At 54.4% G+C, this 18,424-nt stretch carries 16 protein-coding genes; 3 read left to right on the forward strand and 13 right to left on the reverse strand.

Going from position 1 to position 18,424, the window contains the following annotated elements:
• The first annotated feature begins 95 nt into the window (after nt 1-95).
• Entirely contained in the window at nt 96-602 is a 507-nt protein-coding gene (gene tpx / locus ACWHWP_RS12995; RefSeq protein ID WP_047348304.1) for a thiol peroxidase, read from the forward strand.
• Nucleotides 603-877: 275 nt separating this feature from the next.
• Nucleotides 878-2,086, forward strand: a complete 1,209-nt coding sequence (locus ACWHWP_RS13000; protein WP_447855768.1) for an aldose 1-epimerase family protein — start codon at nt 878-880, stop codon at nt 2,084-2,086.
• Nucleotides 2,087-2,123: 37 nt separating this feature from the next.
• On the opposite strand, the gene tyrR is transcribed toward ACWHWP_RS13000, so the two are convergent.
• From tyrR to ACWHWP_RS13015, 3 genes are all read right to left on the reverse strand, one after another.
• Nucleotides 2,124-3,665, reverse strand: coding sequence for a transcriptional regulator TyrR (gene tyrR, locus ACWHWP_RS13005; RefSeq protein ID WP_059309903.1), 1,542 nt, complete (start codon nt 3,663-3,665; stop codon nt 2,124-2,126).
• Nucleotides 3,666-3,777: 112 nt separating this feature from the next.
• Entirely contained in the window at nt 3,778-4,830 is a 1,053-nt protein-coding gene (locus ACWHWP_RS13010) for a YcjF family protein (protein WP_047348301.1), read from the reverse strand.
• Nucleotides 4,827-6,224 carry a YcjX family protein gene (locus ACWHWP_RS13015; RefSeq protein WP_447855769.1) on the reverse strand — a complete coding sequence of 466 codons (1,398 nt, stop codon included), beginning with the start codon at nt 6,222-6,224 and terminating at the stop codon, nt 4,827-4,829. The genes ACWHWP_RS13010 and ACWHWP_RS13015 overlap by 4 nt, the downstream gene beginning before the upstream one ends.
• Before the next feature lie 155 nt (nt 6,225-6,379).
• On the opposite strand from ACWHWP_RS13015, the gene ACWHWP_RS13020 reads away from it, so the two are divergent.
• Entirely contained in the window at nt 6,380-7,390 is a 1,011-nt protein-coding gene (locus tag ACWHWP_RS13020) for a LacI family DNA-binding transcriptional regulator (protein WP_059309900.1), read from the forward strand.
• Nucleotides 7,391-7,424: 34 nt separating this feature from the next.
• Here ACWHWP_RS13020 and ACWHWP_RS13025 read toward each other — a convergent pair whose 3' ends face one another.
• From ACWHWP_RS13025 to ACWHWP_RS13070, 10 genes are all read right to left on the reverse strand, one after another.
• Entirely contained in the window at nt 7,425-8,339 is a 915-nt protein-coding gene (locus ACWHWP_RS13025) for an OmpG family monomeric porin (RefSeq protein WP_063431278.1), read from the reverse strand.
• Nucleotides 8,340-8,405: 66 nt separating this feature from the next.
• Nucleotides 8,406-9,488 carry an ABC transporter ATP-binding protein gene (locus ACWHWP_RS13030; RefSeq protein ID WP_447855770.1) on the reverse strand — a complete coding sequence of 361 codons (1,083 nt, stop codon included), beginning with the start codon at nt 9,486-9,488 and terminating at the stop codon, nt 8,406-8,408.
• Between the two features lie 13 nt (nt 9,489-9,501).
• Nucleotides 9,502-10,167 (reverse strand): beta-phosphoglucomutase, encoded by a 666-nt coding sequence (gene pgmB / locus ACWHWP_RS13035; RefSeq protein ID WP_063431282.1) that lies wholly within the window; start codon nt 10,165-10,167, stop codon nt 9,502-9,504.
• A complete protein-coding gene (locus ACWHWP_RS13040) occupies nt 10,157-12,436 on the reverse strand; it encodes a glycoside hydrolase family 65 protein (RefSeq protein WP_447855771.1) in 2,280 nt (759 codons plus the stop codon). The genes pgmB and ACWHWP_RS13040 overlap by 11 nt, the downstream gene beginning before the upstream one ends.
• A complete protein-coding gene (locus ACWHWP_RS13045; RefSeq protein WP_447855772.1) occupies nt 12,430-13,497 on the reverse strand; it encodes a Gfo/Idh/MocA family protein in 1,068 nt (355 codons plus the stop codon). The genes ACWHWP_RS13040 and ACWHWP_RS13045 overlap by 7 nt, the downstream gene beginning before the upstream one ends.
• Nucleotides 13,498-13,499: 2 nt before the next feature.
• On the reverse strand, nt 13,500-14,288 hold the full coding sequence (locus ACWHWP_RS13050) for a sugar phosphate isomerase/epimerase family protein (RefSeq protein WP_063956592.1): 789 nt from the start codon (nt 14,286-14,288) through the stop codon (nt 13,500-13,502).
• A 16-nt stretch (nt 14,289-14,304) separates the two neighbouring features.
• Entirely contained in the window at nt 14,305-15,357 is a 1,053-nt protein-coding gene (locus ACWHWP_RS13055; RefSeq protein WP_063431290.1) for a zinc-dependent alcohol dehydrogenase, read from the reverse strand.
• Nucleotides 15,358-15,385: 28 nt separating this feature from the next.
• On the reverse strand, nt 15,386-16,228 hold the full coding sequence (locus ACWHWP_RS13060) for a carbohydrate ABC transporter permease (protein WP_059309892.1): 843 nt from the start codon (nt 16,226-16,228) through the stop codon (nt 15,386-15,388).
• Complete coding sequence (locus ACWHWP_RS13065) at nt 16,215-17,096, reverse strand: carbohydrate ABC transporter permease (protein WP_063956596.1); 882 nt, start codon at nt 17,094-17,096, stop codon at nt 16,215-16,217. Before ACWHWP_RS13065 ends, ACWHWP_RS13060 begins: the two co-directional genes overlap by 14 nt.
• Before the next feature lie 22 nt (nt 17,097-17,118).
• Complete coding sequence (locus ACWHWP_RS13070) at nt 17,119-18,411, reverse strand: ABC transporter substrate-binding protein (protein ID WP_447855773.1); 1,293 nt, start codon at nt 18,409-18,411, stop codon at nt 17,119-17,121.
• Between the last annotated feature and the right edge of the window lie 13 nt (nt 18,412-18,424).

Consider the following 18,424-nt stretch of genomic DNA (forward strand, 5'->3'; position numbering starts at 1 on the left):
GCGGCCCGGAAAGGCGAAAAATTTGGTTTGCCGTGTTATCCGCTGATGGCATACACTAGCCCCGACGTTAACTATATGTAAACAGGAAGATATCTATGTCACAACTCGTTCATTTCCAGGGCAACCCGGTTGCTGTTGCAGGTTCCATTCCGCAGGCTGGCAGCAAAGCGCAGGCTTTTACTCTGGTGGCTAAAGATCTGTCTGACGTCACACTGGCTCAGTTTGCGGGTAAACGCAAAGTGCTGAACATTTTCCCAAGCATTGATACCGGCGTTTGTGCCGCATCCGTGCGTAAATTCAACCAGCTGGCGACTGAAATGGACAACACCGTTGTGCTGTGCATTTCCGCTGACCTGCCGTTTGCCCAGTCCCGTTTCTGCGGTGCCGAAGGCCTGAGCAACGTCATTACCCTCTCCACCCTGCGCAGCGCGGATTTCCTCGAGAAATACGGCGTCAGCATTGCGGAAGGCCCTCTGAAAGGTCTGGCAGCTCGTGCCGTACTGGTTCTTGATGAAAACGACACTGTCGTCTTCAGTGAACTGGTTAACGAAATCACCACCGAGCCGGACTACGCTGCCGCGCTGGACGTGCTGAAAGCATAATAAGTACTGAGCATTCTATACAATTAATTATCAACCTCGCCACGGCGGGGTTTTTTATTACCGTTAAGCTGAATCGTTAAAGCATGAGCACTCGAAATTCACATTAATTATGCAACAAAAACTCATACATCCAACATTAACGTGACCATCAGCACACTGCTATCGTTAAAATTGCCTGTTTTTTCCTCCAGTGAGGCTCATCACATTTCCCTTTCTGTCTAAACATTAGATTTGCTTACGAAAGAAAATAATCGTTTCAGCAAAAAGGATAAAATATGAAGATCAAACTCGCTTTTTCGCTCCTTGCGGTACTGATTTCTGGCCATGCAGCGGCTAAAACCTGGGTGCTGACAAGCGCTGAAAGCAGCGTAGAAAAAGGAAACTGGAAGATTTCCAGTGATGAGCTGAACGTTAAAGATCAAACGTTCAGCATTGAGCAAAAAATCTTACACGGCGGTAAACAGGAAGGCAGTAAAATCATCGTTATTAGCAGTAAAGGCGGTCTGACCATTTCCCTGAGCCCGACGCGCGGGATGAACCTTCTGCACGTTGAAGGGTTTGGCACCCGGCTGGGGTGGAATTCGCCCGTTAAAGAAGTTGTGAACCCGGCGTATATCAATCTGGAAAGCCGAAACGGTCTCGGCTGGCTGGATGGTTTCAACGAGATGATGGTGCGCTGTGGCTATGAGTGGACAGGACACCCGGTCACCGCTGACGGACAGATTTATACCCTTCACGGCAAGGCCGGTAATACTCCAGTATCGCAGGTAGAAGTCGAGGTTGCGGATGCCGCTCCGCATGAGATCCGCGTTCGGGGGTTGATCAAGGAGAGCACGTTTAAAAAAGCGGATCTGCAAACCATGACCGAGCTGCGTTACGTTCCTGGAACCAACCAGTTCAGCCTGCACGACGTGCTGACAAACCATGCAGATTATCCTCATGATTACCAGATCATCTATCACAGCAACTTCGGGACGCCGATCCTCGAAGAAGGCGCACGTTTCCTTGCGCCAGCGGTAAGCGTGAGCCCGTTCAATGATTACGCAAAAGCGGGCGTTAACGACTGGCAAACCTATGCCGGGCCGACAAAAGGCTTTGATGAGATGGTCTTTAACATCAAACCACTTGCGGACAATAAGCATGAAACGCTCGCGGCAGTGGTCAATAAAGCCGGCGATAAAGGCGCGTCAATCCAGTTTGACACCCGTCAGCTGCCCGTTCTGACCTTATGGAAAAATACCGACACGCTGAAGCAAGGGTATGTCACGGGCATTGAGCCGGGTACCAGCTACGCCTATCCCGTCACCATTGAACGCGAGCAGAAGCGCGTTAAGCAACTGCAGCCTGGCGCCAGCGCGCAGTTTGACCTGACCTATACCCTGCTTCACAGCCCGCAGCAGGTAAAAGACGTCGAAAGCCGGATTGCGTCGATTCAGGGAGAGACAAAAACCGAAATCGTGACCACGCCTCTGGCGAAGGAATAAGCGCAAAATAAAAAAGCCTCTTTACAGAGGCTTTTTGTTATTCGTCACCCTTCTTGTGATTCAAACCGTACTCGCGGAGCTTATTCGCAATCGCGGTGTGCGAGACGCCAAGACGTTTTGCCAGCTTGCGGGTGCTGGGATAGCTGCGATACAGCTGCGTCAGCACCGAGCGTTCGAAACGGCTGGTGATGTCGTCCAGCGAACCTTCCATCGCCTCTTCGCCTACCGATACCGTTCCGGCGTCGTAATCAGGCAATAGAATATCCTGCGGACGCAACTCATAGCCTTCGAGCTGGGTCAGCGCACGATAGACGGCGTTCTTAAGCTGACGAATGTTGCCCGGCCAGCCGTAGCGCATTAGCACCGTACCGAGATCGGCAGAAAGCTTCGGACGCGGAACTCCCTGCTCGTCGGCAAAGCGGGCCACAAACAGCTCCGTTAACGGCATGATGTCCTGCGGACAATCGCGCAGCGGGGGAATATTCAGCGTCAGGACGTTGAGGCGGTAATAGAGATCCTCGCGGAAGATCCCCTTTTGCACCAGTTCGACCAGGTTTTTCTGGGTGGCGCAAATGACGCGCACGTCCACATGCACTTCGTGATCCTCACCGACGCGGCGGAACGTTCCGTCGTTCAGAAAACGCAGCAGCTTAGCCTGCATGCGCGGCGACATTTCGCCGATCTCGTCCAGCAGCACAGAGCCACCGTTCGCCTGCTCGAAGAACCCTTTCTTGCCTTCCGGAGCATGACCAAACAGCTCGCTTTCGACGGCATCTTCCGGGATTGAGGCGCAGTTAAGCGCCAGATACGGTTTTGCCGCACGCGGGCTCGCCAGGTGCACGGCGTGCGCCAGCAGGTCTTTCCCGGTGCCGGTATCGCCGGTAATCAGCAGCGGCGCGGTCAGGCTTGCGAGCTTGCGTGCCTGGTCAACTACATGGCGCATTTTCGGGCTGACGGCAATAATCTGGCTAAAGGCGCCCACATCCTGGCTGGAAATATTCTGCAGCTGACGGCCCATGCGTAACGTCGACCGCAGCATGATCACCGCCCCGGTCAACACGCGGGTATTCCCTTCCCCTTTCAGATAGACCGGCGTGATCTCCATCAGGAAATTCTGCCCGTTAATCACTACATGCTCGCTATGGGTGTTCTGCGGATTGCTGTCCAGCCAGCGCTGGAAGTTGAAACCCGGGATCAGCTGCGCGGCGTTGTGGTTGCTGAGCTTCTCCTGGCTCTGTGCGAAAAGCTGGCAGCTCGCGTGGTTAACGCGCTCCACTTTACTTTTCAAATCCAGGGAGAGGAACGGCTCCGGCATGGCTTCCAGCAGCGCGCTCAGCGCCAGGTGCTCACGCTCAGACGGCATCCAGGGAATGGTGCGTACATCCGTAACGCCAGCGATACGGCGGATTTCCGCCATCAGGCTACTGAATGTATTAAATTCAATTTCGGCAAAATTGAGGTAAATTCGCCCGACAGGATCGATCTCAATGCCACGTAAATCAATGCTACGCAAAACAAGAAGATCGAGTAATTCGCGGGTCAGACCGAGACGGTCTTCACAGAAGACTTCAAGACGCATGGGAAATTCACCGTTTTAAGCCAATAACAGTAAAATGATATGTCAGAACACGGCGATCAGGAAGATGGCTGTCAAGAAATATTGACAGCCAGCACGATTAGTGAACAAAACCTCACGGGGCAGGTTTTTTATTGAGCGTTTCTTTGAGCTGGCCGATCAGTTCACGCCTGAAATCCCCCAGCCGGGGCTTATCGCCATCGATCCAGGGCAGCGGGCGGCAGACTTCCATCGCTTTAATTCCCAGACGTGCGGTCAGTAATCCGGCGCCGATTCCCTGGGCGGCACGGGCAGAAAGACGCGCCGCAAGATCCTGCGACATCCAGTCCATTCCCACTTCGCGCACCAGCTCACTCGCGCCGGCAAACGCGATATTGAGCAGAACCAGTTTAAACAGTCTGAGCCGGCTGTAGTAACCCAGCTCTATGCCGTAAAGGTTTGCGATACGGTTGATCAGGCGCAGGTTGCGCCAGGCAATAAAGGCCATATCGACCAGCGCCAGCGGGCTAACGGCGATCATCAGCGTTGATTCCGCCGCAGAACGGCCAATCTCGCGTCGCGCCTGAGCATCCAGCACCGGCTGAACCATATGTGAATAGAGCGTCACCACTTCCCGATCGTTCTGGGTTTCATGAATGGCGGCATACCAGCGCTGAAGCGCCGGGTGCGACTGATCGATCCCGGCCTGGCTGGCCAGCTTTTCACAGAACGCACGGCCTTTGCCGGTGCCGTGACTGTGGAGCAGATCCCGGGCGACATCACGCTCATGCGCGCGCTGTCGCAGACGCCAGAGCCGACGCCACTCGGTGGCAACCGACCCGACGCCCGCCCCCACGATCAGCGCGCCCGCGGCACACCCGCCCAGCGCGACCCAGTCCTGGGTTTGCCAGGCATTCATGGTCCACTGTACGCCCTGCCCAATCACGCTTGCACCAAACAGCGCCAGACCCGCGGTCACCATTTTACGCCACAGGCTACGTTTCGGACGCAACGCAGCTTCCACGGCCGCTTCCGCGGGACCTTCCTCAACGTCAGGCTCCTCCGTCAGCGCCGGGGCAAAGTTATCAGCCTGCGTGCCGCTGAACGTCTGCGCCGTTTTAAACGCCTCCTGCTGCTCTTGCTCAAGCGTTCCGGTAAAGTCTATACGCGGTTTTAACGGTTCCGTCATCGCAATTTATCTCCAATCAAAAACTCCAGCGCCGCATCCAGACGGATGTGCGGTAACGGCCGGTCGACGCTCATGACCTGCGGACGGAAGGCTTCAAACTGGAAGCCCTGGCTCTGCCAGAAGGCCGGGCCCGGCAGCCGCGCGGGCACTTCGCCCGGATATACGGTAAGCGCTTCGCCGTCGCTGAGTCGATTTCCGCGTAATGCGGGTATTTTCTCGCCGTTGAGGTCAATCAGGCCGCTTTGCGTCGCCTGCACGGACGCGAGCCCCAGGCAATCCATGCTGATCCCTTCGAAGGCGGCGTTTTGCCAGGCGTCCTGCACCAGCTGCTGCAGCAGCGACACCATATTGGCATGCTGGTCGACCGTAACGTGATCGGCTTTGGTGGCCGCAAAGAGCAGTTTGTCGATCACCGGTGAGAACAGACGACGGAACAGCGTCCGCTGCCCGTAGTGAAAACTTTGCATCAGCTGCGTCAGCGCGAGGCGCATATCGTTGAATGCCTGTGGCCCACTGTTAAGCGGCTGCAGGCAATCCACCAGCACAATCTGGCGGTCAAAACGCAGAAAGTGGTTTTTATAGAATCCCTTGACCACTTTCTCACAGTAGTAATTGTAACGCTCGCGCAGCATTCCGGCGTTGGTGTGTCTGTCGGCCTGCGCCAGCTTCGACTCGCCAGCCCCGTCCACATCCGGCCACGGGAAGAACTGAAGCGCAGGCGCACCCGCTAAATCACCCGGCAGAACAAAACGCCCCGGCTGAATGAAGTGCAGCCCTTCCTGCTTACATTGATGCAGATACGCCGTCCAGGCTTCGGCAATGGCCGCCAGGCGGTTTTCATCGGCCGGGGCAAGCGGGTCTAAGCCTGCGCACAGCTGACGCCATTTGGCCGACCACTCGGCGCGCTGCCCCTGCAATAACCCGGTCATCTGCCGGGACCAGCTAAGGTAGTCCTGCGCCAGCATCGGCAGATCGAGTAGCCATTCGCCGGGGTAATCGACGATTTCCAGGTACAGGGTGGAAGTATCCTTAAAATGGCGCATCAGGGATTCATTGGAGCGGAAACGCAGCGCAAGGCGAATTTCACTGACCCCTCGCGTCGGCGTCGGCCACGTGGGCGGATCGCCATAAAGCTGCGCCAGCCCTTCGTCATAGGTAAAACGTGGAATGCCAAAATCGCGCTGGGGGACGCGCTTAACGCCCAGCAGACGCTCTTCCCGCACCGCGCCCAGCAGCGGCAGGCGCGCACCTGCGTGCAGGTTCAGTAGCTGGTTCACCATCGCGGTGATAAACGCCGTCTTACCGCTGCGGCTCAGCCCTGTTACCGCCAGACGCAGATGACGGTCAACGCCGCGGTTCATCAGTGAATTGAGTTCGTTTTTAAGTCGCTTCATCGCCGTCCTTCGTTGCCCGGAAGCCTTGAATGCATTGCTTCAGAATACAATAAATGGGGGCAGATCGTTGATTATCAATTCTTATTTATTGCTATTGCCGTTTTCTCTCCAGTAAGATGAACGGCATTGCTGTCAGTCCGGAGTGAGTAAGGTGTATGTCACCCACCATTTATGATATCGCACGGGTTGCGGGCGTATCGAAATCAACCGTTTCCCGCGTTCTGAATAAACAAACCAATATTTCTCCCGAAGCGCGTGAAAAAGTGCTGAAGGCGATTGACGAATTAAATTATCAACCCAACAAACTGGCCCGCGCCCTGACCTCTTCGGGTTTCGACGCCATTATGGTTATTTCGACCCGCTCAACCAAAACCACCGCCGGTAACCCTTTTTTCTCCGATGTCCTTCATGCCATTACGGCAAAAGCGGAAGAGGAAGGTTTTGATGTTATTTTGCAAACGTCAAAAAGCAGTGAAGACGATCTGCTGAAATGTGTAAGTAAAATAAAACAGAAGATGATCAAAGGGATCATTATGCTAAGTTCACCGGCAAATGAATCCTTTTTCAGCACGCTGGATCCCTATGGCGTACCGGTAGTGGTCATCGGTAAAGTGGAAGGTGATTATCAGAATATATATTCCGTCGATACGGATAATTTTCATGACAGCGCAACGCTGACGGAAACCTTTATTAAAAATGGTCGCCGTAAAATTGCCTGTCTGCATGCGCCACTTGATTATCATGTTTCGATTGATCGTCTTGCAGGCTATAAAGCCAGCCTGGAAAAGCATAACATTGCCCTTACCCCGGGCTGGATCATGGATGGGGGATATACCCATGAGAGCGCGCTTGCGGCGGCGCTTGAATTATTATCCTCACCCACTCCGCCTGATGCGGTTTTTGCTACCGACAGCATGAAGTTACTCAGCCTCTATCGCGCGGCGGATGAGTTAAATCTGATGATCCCAGAGCAGGTAGTGATAGCCGGATACAGTGACCCGATGCTGTCTCTCATTTTAACGCCAGCGCCGGGCGGCTTTGATATTCCCACCCGTAAGCTGGGTGAAGAGAGTTGCGATCTTCTTTTCAGGCGTATTGCCGGCCATCCCGCCCCGCAAAAAGTGCTTGTTGATACCCATTTTTTGTTGGCTGCCTCACTTCGCTAAAACCAGGGGCTTAATGCCCCTGGCGCGCCGTTGGTCAGAACGCGTAGTTTACGCCAACACCCGCATAGTGAAAGCGGTCGCTTTCGCCTTCATCATGGTTTTCCCACTCGTAAGCATATTCCAGCGTCATGGATAAACCATTGTTGAAATCATAGGCGTAGAGGAGACCGAGCCGGTTGAAATCATGTCCTTCACGCTCGGGATCGTCCTGCCAGTCCCAGTTAGACCAGCGGTCAAGCCCCAGGCGGGTATAAGGCGTGAGCGTGGTCTGGCCTAACGAAATGGGCAGATACGCACGAATTTCCTGCGTCGAAAATTCGCCGTTATTACGAGAGCTGTCCATATTAAATCCACGTTCTAAATAGTAATTCACTTTTGCTGCAAAGGTTTCGTTAATGGTCCAGGTGAAGCCCGTTTCGGTTTCGACGCGGCTGTCAGCATAGCCGGTTTTCTCCAGATCGTTGGCGAACTGATACATGGCAAACCAGCCGCCAAAACGCCAGTCGTCGGTTAATTTAATATCCCAGTCAGGCTGAACCTTATAGCGCTGCATATTTGCACTGCCGTCCTTCGCGCCGTGTTCATCTTTGAAGTGATAGCCATAATTACGGAAACCGCCGGTCAGGCCGAGTGTAAAATCTTCGGTGCCGATAAAGCGATAGCGTAATTCAAATTCAGGACGATCAAAATAGGTGCCGCGGGTCATACTGCTGTAATCAACAGGTCCTTCCTGATACATTGCCAGTGAAAGCGTCCACGCATCCCAGGTTGCATTAAACCACACGGAAGGTTCATATAATCCATCTTTATCGTCGCCCTGACCTTCGACGTTTTCAATTTCATACATTGCACCAATATTAAATTCCCACTGCTTAGCTGTTTCTGATGCTTGTGCGTAGCTAACTCCTGCGCACAGAACGAGCGCAGCACTTTTTAGTAGAGTACTCATTAAATATTCCCTTTATAAGTAACAAACAAAAAAACCGGAAATTTTCATTTCCGGCGAACACCTTTCTTATCTAATAGCCGCTTCGGTTTCAGCGTCGAAGAAATGGCACTTATTCATATCGAACTGAATGCCGATATTATCCCCTGCGGCATAATCATTCGCGGCTCCAGCGCGAACAACCAGCTCATGCCCGCCAACGGTGGCATAGAGCATGAACTCCGCCCCCGTCAATTCGGCTACGCTGACTTTCGCAGCAATGTCGTCATCACGGTTCTGAAGCGTCAGAATATCTTCCGGGCGGATCCCAAAGACCACGGCTTTACGCTGATATCCCGCGTTATTGAGCGCCGCGAGCGTCTCTTCCGGGATCTCCAGGCGCAGGGTTTCCGTCACGAAATAACGATCGTCCAGCGCGCCGCGAATAAAGTTCATGGCAGGTGAGCCGATGAAACCTGCAACAAACATATTCGCCGGTTCGTTATAAACCTGCTTCGGTGCCCCCACCTGCTGAATAATGCCATCCTTCAGGATAACGATACGGGTGGCCATCGTCATCGCTTCCGTCTGATCGTGGGTCACGTAAATCATCGTGGTATTGAGCTTTTGGTGCAGCTTGCTGATTTCAGCCCGCATCTGCACGCGAAGCTTGGCATCAAGGTTGGATAACGGCTCATCCATCAGGAAGACGCCCGCTTCGCGCACGATCGCCCGGCCTAACGCCACGCGCTGGCGCTGGCCGCCCGATAACGCGCCCGGCTTACGCTTAAGATATTCCCGTAAACCGAGGATCTGGGCCGCCCAGTTAACGCGCTCCTCAATCACCGCGGGCGCAATTTTTTGCATTTTCAGGCCAAACGCCATGTTGTCGTAAACCGTCATGTGCGGATAAAGCGCATAGTTCTGGAATACCATGGCAATGTCGCGCGACTTGGCTGGCACGTCGTTCATGCAAACGCCGTCAATGACCAGTTCACCCGCGGAGATCTCTTCCAGCCCCGCAATCATGCGCAGCGTCGTCGATTTGCCGCAGCCTGACGGACCGACGAAAACGATAAACTCTTTGTCCTCAATGTCGAGATTGAAATCCTTAACCACGTGGACCTGGTTATCGTATATTTTCTGAATATGTTTCAGTGACAGTTGGGCCATTGTTAATTCCTTATCAATACGTCCGGGATGCCCAGAAATCGGTCAGGCATTTCCAGGTCAGTTCCCGCGTTGAATGAAGCTGTAAACCCGCATGGATCAGGCCAGAGCCAATCCCAACCGATAGCATTCCCGCGGCGTTGATCGCCTCAACGCCGGCGGGGGCATCTTCAATCCCCATGGCCGCTTCAGGACGGACATTCAGACCTGAGCAGGCGGCGAGGAAGATCTCCGGGTCTGGTTTCGAACAGACAATGAGTGAGGCATCGGCGCAAAAATCAAAAGCGTTCTGAATACCCAGCGCATGCAATATTCCAGGCGCATTCAGGGAAACGGAGGCGAGCCCGATTTTGACCTTCGCCGCACGTATTTCCGCCAGTACGTCGCGGATGCCGGGAAGCAGAGAGTCCTGCGTCAACGACGCCAAAGACTGGACATAAAGCGCATTTTTTTTACTCGCCAGCGCCAGGCACTGTTTGTCGCTAAACGCCCCCTCTTTTCCACCCTGCCGCAGGATGCGCTGCAAAGATTCCATGCGGCTAATTCCCTTCAGTTCCTCGTTGAAAGCCTCATCGATGGAAATGCCAATCTCCTGCGCCACGGCACGCCAGGCAAGAAAGTGCAAATGCGCGGTATCGGTGATAACACCATCAAGATCGAATACAACGGCTTCAGGCTTCATGGCTGGCCTCCGTGGTAGCGGTCCCATTAAAAGGTGCAAGAAATTCCCTACGCGTCAGTGTCTGCCGCGCCGATATGCACACCGTTTTACCCCACAGGGTTAACGTGACGGGCGCGGTGGTATCGATGGTTAAAACGTCATTTTCAAACGTGAAGCGCAGCCGTGCGTTCCGCCAGCGCAACGGAAAAGCAAGTCTTCGCCAGTGGACTGGTAATTTCGGCGCAAGATGCAACTCCCCTTCCATAATCTGCATACCGGCAAATCCCTGAATTACGCCGGACCAGATCGCGCCGGTGGCTGCGGCATGAATACCGTCATCACTGCTGTGCGGATCGTCCCCCAGATCGATAGCGACACCATCACGCCAGAAGGCATAGGCTCCTTCGGTATCACCGCAGCGGGCAGTCACAATGCCGTGAATGGCCTTGCTCAACGAAGAGTCATGGATCGTACGGGGCTCGTAGAACGCCAGGTTGGCGACACATTGCTGCGACGTAAACCGCTCTGGCAACAGGTAGTTAAGCATCACCACATCAGCCTGCTTTAGGATCTGCATCTCGTTCACTTCCGCGCGGGAATAGTCGAGCAAAATGGTCTGCTTACCCGCTTTCTCTTTATAGCGACTCAAATCGATAGCAGGTTTCGCCATGAAGGTGTCATCCTGTGGGATCACACCGTCTGAATTGGCCTCCGGCAGCCATAAGCGCGTCAGGAACCGTGTGGCATTCTGCGTAAAACCTTCATCCTCGCGCCCAAACATCGCCATAAACCGGCACGCGCAGGCAACGTTATGCCAGGCCAGATAGTTGGTATAGGCGTTATTGTTCACGTGCTCGGTGTATTCGTCCGGTCCAATCACGTCATGGATTTCCAGACGACCATGGATATCCGTTACGCGCCCCATCCAGAAGGCGGCGGTTTCCATCAGCAACGTCAGACCTTCATTGCGCATAAAGGCATCATCGTGCGTTGCCTGCCAGTACGCGACGACGGCCCAGGCGATGTCCGCCACGATGTGGTGTTCCGCCAGCGCGGACGCCACCTTCTGGCGCGTGCCCGTTCGGATGTTAATGGCGGCAAACTCCGGCGTCTCCTCCTGACCGCTCGCAGCACTTTCCCACGGGAATAGCGCACCAGGCCAGCCGTTGCGCCGGGCTTTTTCCCGCGCCCCGGGCAGGTTTATCCAGCGGTAACGCAGCAGGCTACGGGCGACCAGGGGACGCGTGAAGAGATGGAAAGGCAGCAGAAAAATTTCGGTATCCCAGAAGACGTGGCCTTTATACCCCTCTCCCGTCAGCCCTTTGGCGGCGATACTGCTTCGCTCATCATGGGCTGGCGTCATGGTGGTCAGATGCCAGACGGCGTAATCCAGCGCGATCTGATCCTGGCATTCCGCTGACGTCACTTCCACCCGAGCGTCAAGCCAGACCTCTTTCCAGGCATACGATGAGCTTTCAAGCAACGCATCGTAGCCCCGTGCCGCACAGACTTTGAGATCGGCCAGCGCGTCGCGAGCGAAAGACTCCTGCGGCAGGGCTTTATCACTGCGATGCGTAACCCAGACGATTTTCTCGAGCGTGACAGTGTCACCCTGCGCAATCGTCAGCGAATGATGAACGCTGAGACGACGATTTTTAGCGGTGAAACAGCTGTCGCTCTTTGTTGAGAGCTGGCAAAACGCCGACACAACAACATCTGAGACTCGGTCCTGCGTTTCATACACGCCCTGCATGTAATGCTGGTCGAACACTCTGACCGACATTTCATCCAGATGCTGTCTGCCGCTATTGGTCTGCGTTGCGTCAATGCCGGTTTTCAGTACCACCTGCGAGGCGGCATCAAGAGGCGTGATCGAGAGCTGCATTGCCGCTAACGGCAGCTGGTCCAGCGACACAAAACGACGACTTTCCAGCCGATAGCGTTTCCCGTCGGGCGAGCGCCAGAGGACGCTGCGACGGAGTTCGCCATTGGCAAACGCCAGCTCGCGCTGCCACTCAAGGATTTCGCCTGACAGGAGCGTGAAATTGACGCCATCCAGCTCAACATCAACACCGATAATGTCTGGCAGGTTAATCAGTTCAGTGGTCTCGTTACGACCCGCCTGATGATAGAGACCCGCAAGATACATGCCTCGGGTTTGCCGGGTGTAATCTTCTTCGTGCGTAGCGCGGATCCCCATGTAGCCATTACCGCAGGCCATGATGGAGGCGTATTTATTCAGGCTGTGTGGACAAAAGCCCGGATCGGTTAAGACAGACACGTTTAGCATAACGTCACGCTTTCCCCTGTTTCTGCTGATTCATACAGCGCGGCGACAAGCTGCTGGATAACCAGCCCCTGCTCTGCATCAGCAATCATGACGGGCTCTCCCTGCACATGCCGTACAAAGGCATCCATACTGCGCAGATGGCGTTGGTCATCAGCTTCCTCACGCTGCGTGAGGGTGACTAAAAGACCGGCCTCGTCGTTGTAGATGTGCGCCGGGAACAGCGTGGCCCCCGCCTTTTCACCGCAGAATGCGACGTTCATGATCGATTGCTCACGAATATTGAGCGCAAACGACGTATCCAGACGCAGAATGCCGCCGTTGCAAAATTCAATGGTGCCAAACAGGGCATCTTCAACGGTAAACTGAGCGGGATCCCACGCGCCAAACTGGCCGCTGCTTTTGCGGTTTCCCAGCCTCTGGAAGCTATGCGCCGTCACCCTTTTTACCGCCGGGAACCCCATGACGTACATCGCGGCATCAAGCATGTGAATGCCGATATCAATCAGAGGTCCTCCGCCCTGTAACGATTTGTTGGTGAAGACGCCCCAGCCCGGCACTCCACAGCGCCGAAGCGCCTGGGCCGTGGTGAAATAAATTTCACCCAGCGCACCGTTCATCACGGCCTCACGCAGCAATTGCGTATCAAGTGCGAAACGATGGTGAAAATCATACGCCAGCACTTTTCCCGCCTTGCGCGCGGCGTTACGCATCCGTTCGGCCTCTTGCGGGGTCATTGCCGGCGGTTTTTCGCACATCACGTGGCAGCCTGCTTCCAGCGCTGCCATAACGTGTTCAAAATGAAACCGGTTAGGCGAACAAACGCTCACCACATCCGGCTTAACCGCCCCGAGCATCTCTCGCACGTCATGCCATGCAGAAGGGATGGCATGACGTTCCGCAAAAGCCTGTGCCTGTTCGGGGTGGCTATCCATGACAGCCACCATCTGAACATCACCGTGCGTGGCGTAGTACGAGGCATGTACTTTTTCCGCGACCTGCCCGGCGCCAATTATGGCGACGCGCAGTTGCGAAGGTGTTGAAGGACTCATCGCGCTCGCCATCCTTAGCATTCACGCAAATAAGTCAGTGAATCCCGGTAAGCCCGAGCAGGATCGTCGGCGCGCACACGGCACTCGTAAACCACATAGCCCTGGTAACGATCCGCGCGCAGCTGATCGAACAGGCTGGCAAAATCCAGGCTACCGCTTCCCGGCTGATAGCGATGATTATCGGCAATGTGGACGTGGCCAAGCAGATCCCGGTTGCGATGCAGCGCCTCCGTCAGCGAATCTTCTTCGATATTCATATGGTAGAAGTCGCCGATGATCTGTACGTGCTTCAACGCATTCTCTTCGATATAGCGACGCGCGTCCGCCAGGGTGTTGATCATGTGATCCTGGTAGCGGTTCAGCGGTTCAAGATAGACGGTCGTTCCGGTGCGCGCCGCCACCTCATCCAGCCAGCGTAGCGAAGCGCTCACCGCTTTGCGGTCGCCTTCAAGGCTGCGTGGAGAGGTCATCGGTGGTAGGCGGAAGGTAAACATCCCCCACGCTGCAGGCACGATAATGCCCTTTCCGCCCACTTCCGCCAGGGCTTCCAGAATGCGTTCAATCTGAGTTAAACCGTTCAGACGACGTTCTTCAATAAAGTCGCCAATCCAGCCATCATATCCGCCGCAGGCCGTTGTCACCGGCAGCCCCGTGGCGTGGATAGCCGCTTTCACCTCATCGAGGTTCTCAACCAGCAGTTTGCCGTCAATTTCAAAGCCATCAAAACCCATCGCTTTGATGTACTGGAACTTCTCCAGAATCGAGGTTGGGAAAAAGGCCTGGTTTTGGGTTGCGATTTTCATTGTTGCTCTCCTTAGCTTAAAAAGTGACGCCCATTTTGATGCTCAGTTCAGGATGCCGATCGACATACTGCATGTAGCTTTCAGCGCTGGAGGCAAAGGTGACCACAGGGTCGATCAGGTCCTCGCAGTTGAGATAACCGTTCATCAGCAGTTCCCAGCAGGTCTCTTCAATACGTTTGCGGTTCCAGCGTGGATAATCCGGATTGGGTTCGCTGCAGGCGCGCGAGAAGACAATCTTCGCATTATTGAAATGCGCTTCTCGGCCGAGGTTGAAACCTTCCGCGAACGGCTTCGCGAAGGCGACGTAGGAGATGGTGCCGCCGTAGGCGAGTCCGCGCAGCGCGGACTGCAGTGCATCTGCAAAGCCGCTGGTTTCGATGATCACATCCGCGCCCTGTTTCCCGGTCAGCGTTTTGATTTCCAGACCGACATCAGTCCCGATCGGATTAAGGCAGTGGTCGGCACCGTGACGACGGGCTATCTCGCAACGGTGTTCGATAGGATCGACGCCGATGACGATTGACGCACCGGCTTTTTTGGCCAGTTGGATCGCAATCTGCCCAATCGCACCAAGCCCCACCACCACCACAAAATCGCCTACCCGCACGTTAGCATCGCGTACGCCGCTCATCGCAAACTGCGCTGGATCGTAACAAACGGCGTTTTTCCAGGAGGCACCCTGCGGCATTTTGCGCAGCTTGTAGTTGTTGACGGCATTCACAATGACCGTCTCCTGCAGCGGTGCGTAGCAGCAGACGCGATCGCCAATCTGGTATTCTGTAACGTCATCACCGCATTCGATAATGTCGCCAACAATCATATTGCCCAGCTGGAACTTACCGAATTCGATCCCGCGCGCCGAGCCCTCTTCACGCGGGGTAAACATCTGCCACTCCGTGTTGAACTCTTCATCAATAAACGGACTTGCCGCACGGAAATCCACCACTTCAGTTCCATGTTTTGGTGCGCCAAAGCGTGCACGAATTTTCACTTCATGTACGGCAACCTGACGATCTTCATAGTCCACCAGCGCCGCCACACGAGGCGCGGTCGCAACTAATTTTTTCATGACTGACTCCTTGTTAAAATTGACTGCCTCAGCCCTTCACGCCGCCGGCGGTCAAACCACTTTTAATAAAACGTTCAGACAGGGCGTACATGATGACCACCGGAAGCGCCGTCACCAGCGATGCCGCCATCATGCGACCCCAGATATAATCTGGCGTGCTAAAGAGCGTATTCAGCCCAACCGGCAGCGTGAAATTGCTGGCGCTGGACAGGAAAATGGACGCAAACAGGTAGTCGTTCCACGCCACCATAAAGCAGTAGACGAACACCGATACGAGGCCGGAAATCGCCAGCGGCACGGTGATGCGAAAGATGATTTGCAGACGATTGAGGCCGTCCATCATCGCGGCTTCTTCAATCTCGTCCGGAATGGTGTCGAAATAACTGCGCAGCATGAACACCGCTGTCGGTAACGTCTGGGTCACCATGGTGATAATCAGCGCCAGCTCGGTGTCGTAGATCCCCAGAGCAGTGATGATTTTGAACAGCGGTACCACCAGCAATATCCCGGAGAACATGTAGACGGTGTAAAAACTCGCATTGATCGTCGTGCGGCCCTTAAAACGCAGTCTGGATAAGGCGTAAGCCCCCAGCGTGCCGAGAAACACGGCAATCACCGATGAGGTCAACGACACCACCATGCTGTTTCTGAAATAGTCCACGAACGGAAAAATCAGCGGGTTAAAAATGTCGACGTAATGCTGCAGCGTCCACTCCTGCGGCAGTATGGTCGGGTGAAGCGATATCGCCTCTTTCGCGCTCTTTAACGACGTCATTAACATCACGAAGAACGGGAACAGCGTGATGACCAGAAACACCGCCAGCCCCAGATAAAAACCAATACGACCCAGCACGCGTTTATTTGTTGCCATTGAGGTTTACCCTTTTTCTGGTCAGCAGAATCACCGCGAAGATGATCACGAACAGCACGACGGAGATAGCCGCTGCCTTACCCAAATCGTTGAAAGCGAAGGCAGTTTTGTAAAGATAGACGCCTAAAATATCGACCTTGGTCGTCAGCAGGTAGACATCCGCAAACATGTAGAACATCCAGATAGTGCGCAGCGTGACCACCGTTGCCAGCACCGGCATAATCGCGGGCAGCGTGACGATGCGAAAACGCTGCCAGGCATTTGCTCCGTCCATTTCCGCGGCTTCATACAGCGATTTATCAATGGTCTGCAAAATTGCCAGGAACGAAATGAACGCGTACGGGAAGTAACGCCAGATGGCGAACAGCACCACCAGCACAAAGCTGCTGCCAGGATTGTCAAACCACAGCGGGGCCTGCTCATACAGATGCAGCACGTCCACGCCCAGATAGTTCACGATGCCGTAGCCGTTGTTGAACATGTATTTCCAGGCAAATACCAGCGAAATGGACGGGGTGACATAGGACAAAATTACCAGCGAACGCGCCGTTTTTCGCAGACGAAACTCCCGGTTAAAGAAGATTGCTACGGCCAGCCCCAGCACCGTGCTCCCCATCACGACCAGTGTCGTGTACCAGAACGTCATCCACAGCGAATGCCAGAATGCCGCATCACTGAGAATGCGAATGTAATTGTCGAGCCCGACAAACACAGCGCTAATGCGCGGGTTAAGCGGCAAGCGTAAAAAACTGATTTCAATATTGGAAATCATCGGCCAGGCCACCAGGCCCCCCAGTAAAATCAGGCTGGGGGCCAACAGCAGCATGGCGAAAGGCATATCTGAACGACCAGAAAACAACGTCTTCATAATTTCCTTCCGCAAAGCGCTCCTATCGTTGTGAAATCACGTCAGTCAGTCGCTTCTGGCTGTTGCTTAAGGTCGCGCTGAGAGCTTGTTGCCCCACCGTAACGTTATGCACCATGGAACTGATAATGCCGGACCCCGTCACATCCCCCATGCGGGTGAAGTTTTTATCTCCCACCGCACCAAACACCTGCACATTCGGGAACTGTGCGAACAGTTCGTAAGGCAGTTGCCCAAACGCTTTAATCACATCGTTGTTTTTCCAGGTATCCGTGCCGACCACAAGCTTGTTCACTGGCAATGCCGCACCCGGGGACATCATTACCCAGTCAGTGGCGTGTTGAGCCTGTTCCATCCAGGTGACAAATTTCTCTGCCGCTTTCGTTTCATCTTCGGTTTGGCCGGTGGTGATCGTCAGAGATGTGACCATGCCGTAGACTGCAGACGTTTTTTCTGTGGGGACGACAAAGCCCAGATTGGACGGATTTCCGTCTTTAAAGACCGCCGGCAGGATGTAGGTGGAGTAAACGGCCATTGGCGCAGAACCGTTCATGAAGGCGTCTTTGATCTCCATGACATCGTTGGAGCCAGGCATGGTGGTTGCGGCCAGGGCTTTGTAAAACGCCAGGGCTTTCGCCATTTCAGGGGTATCGATGTCGACATTCCCTTTAGCATCAAAAACGTTTGCACCGCCGGACAGGGCAAACTGAGAGAATGCCTGTTCGGTCATCACGCTTTCTGCGGTTGGCAGCGCAATGCCGTAATGTTTTTTTGCCGGGTCGTTAAGACTCTGGCAGGCCTTCAACAGCTGTTCCCAGTTACGCGGCTCTTCAATACCCGCCGCGGCAAGCACATCCTTGTGATACCAGACGCCGGACAGCCAGGCACTGACGGGGACGCCTGTCCAGGCAGAGCCGTCTTCCGTACGCACGACGCGCAGGATACCGTCATAGAAGGTGTCTTCCCCTACCGCCTTAATGGCTTCGCCGATAGCCTTGCGATCCAGCAGCTGCTCCTTGTCCATGACTTTTGCGTAGTCATGGCTGACTTCGATCACTTCGGGCAATGCCCCCGTTCTGGCCAGCGTAATCACCTTGGTGTTGTAGGCATCTTCTTCCACCGGCACCTGTTTTACGGTAATACCAGGATTCTCTTTCTCGAACTTTTCGATCAGTTTCGTAATAACCGCCTGACGCTCCTGTTCTACTGACGAGTGCATAAACTCAATCGTGACAGCAGACGGTTTGTCATCCTTGCAGCCTGATAACAAGGCGCACGAAACCAGTGCTGATATCAGCACAATTCTGGGCATTCTCATGTTTAAGGTCCTT

Source organism: Enterobacter sp. WI-ESBL-E8, assembly GCF_053364895.1.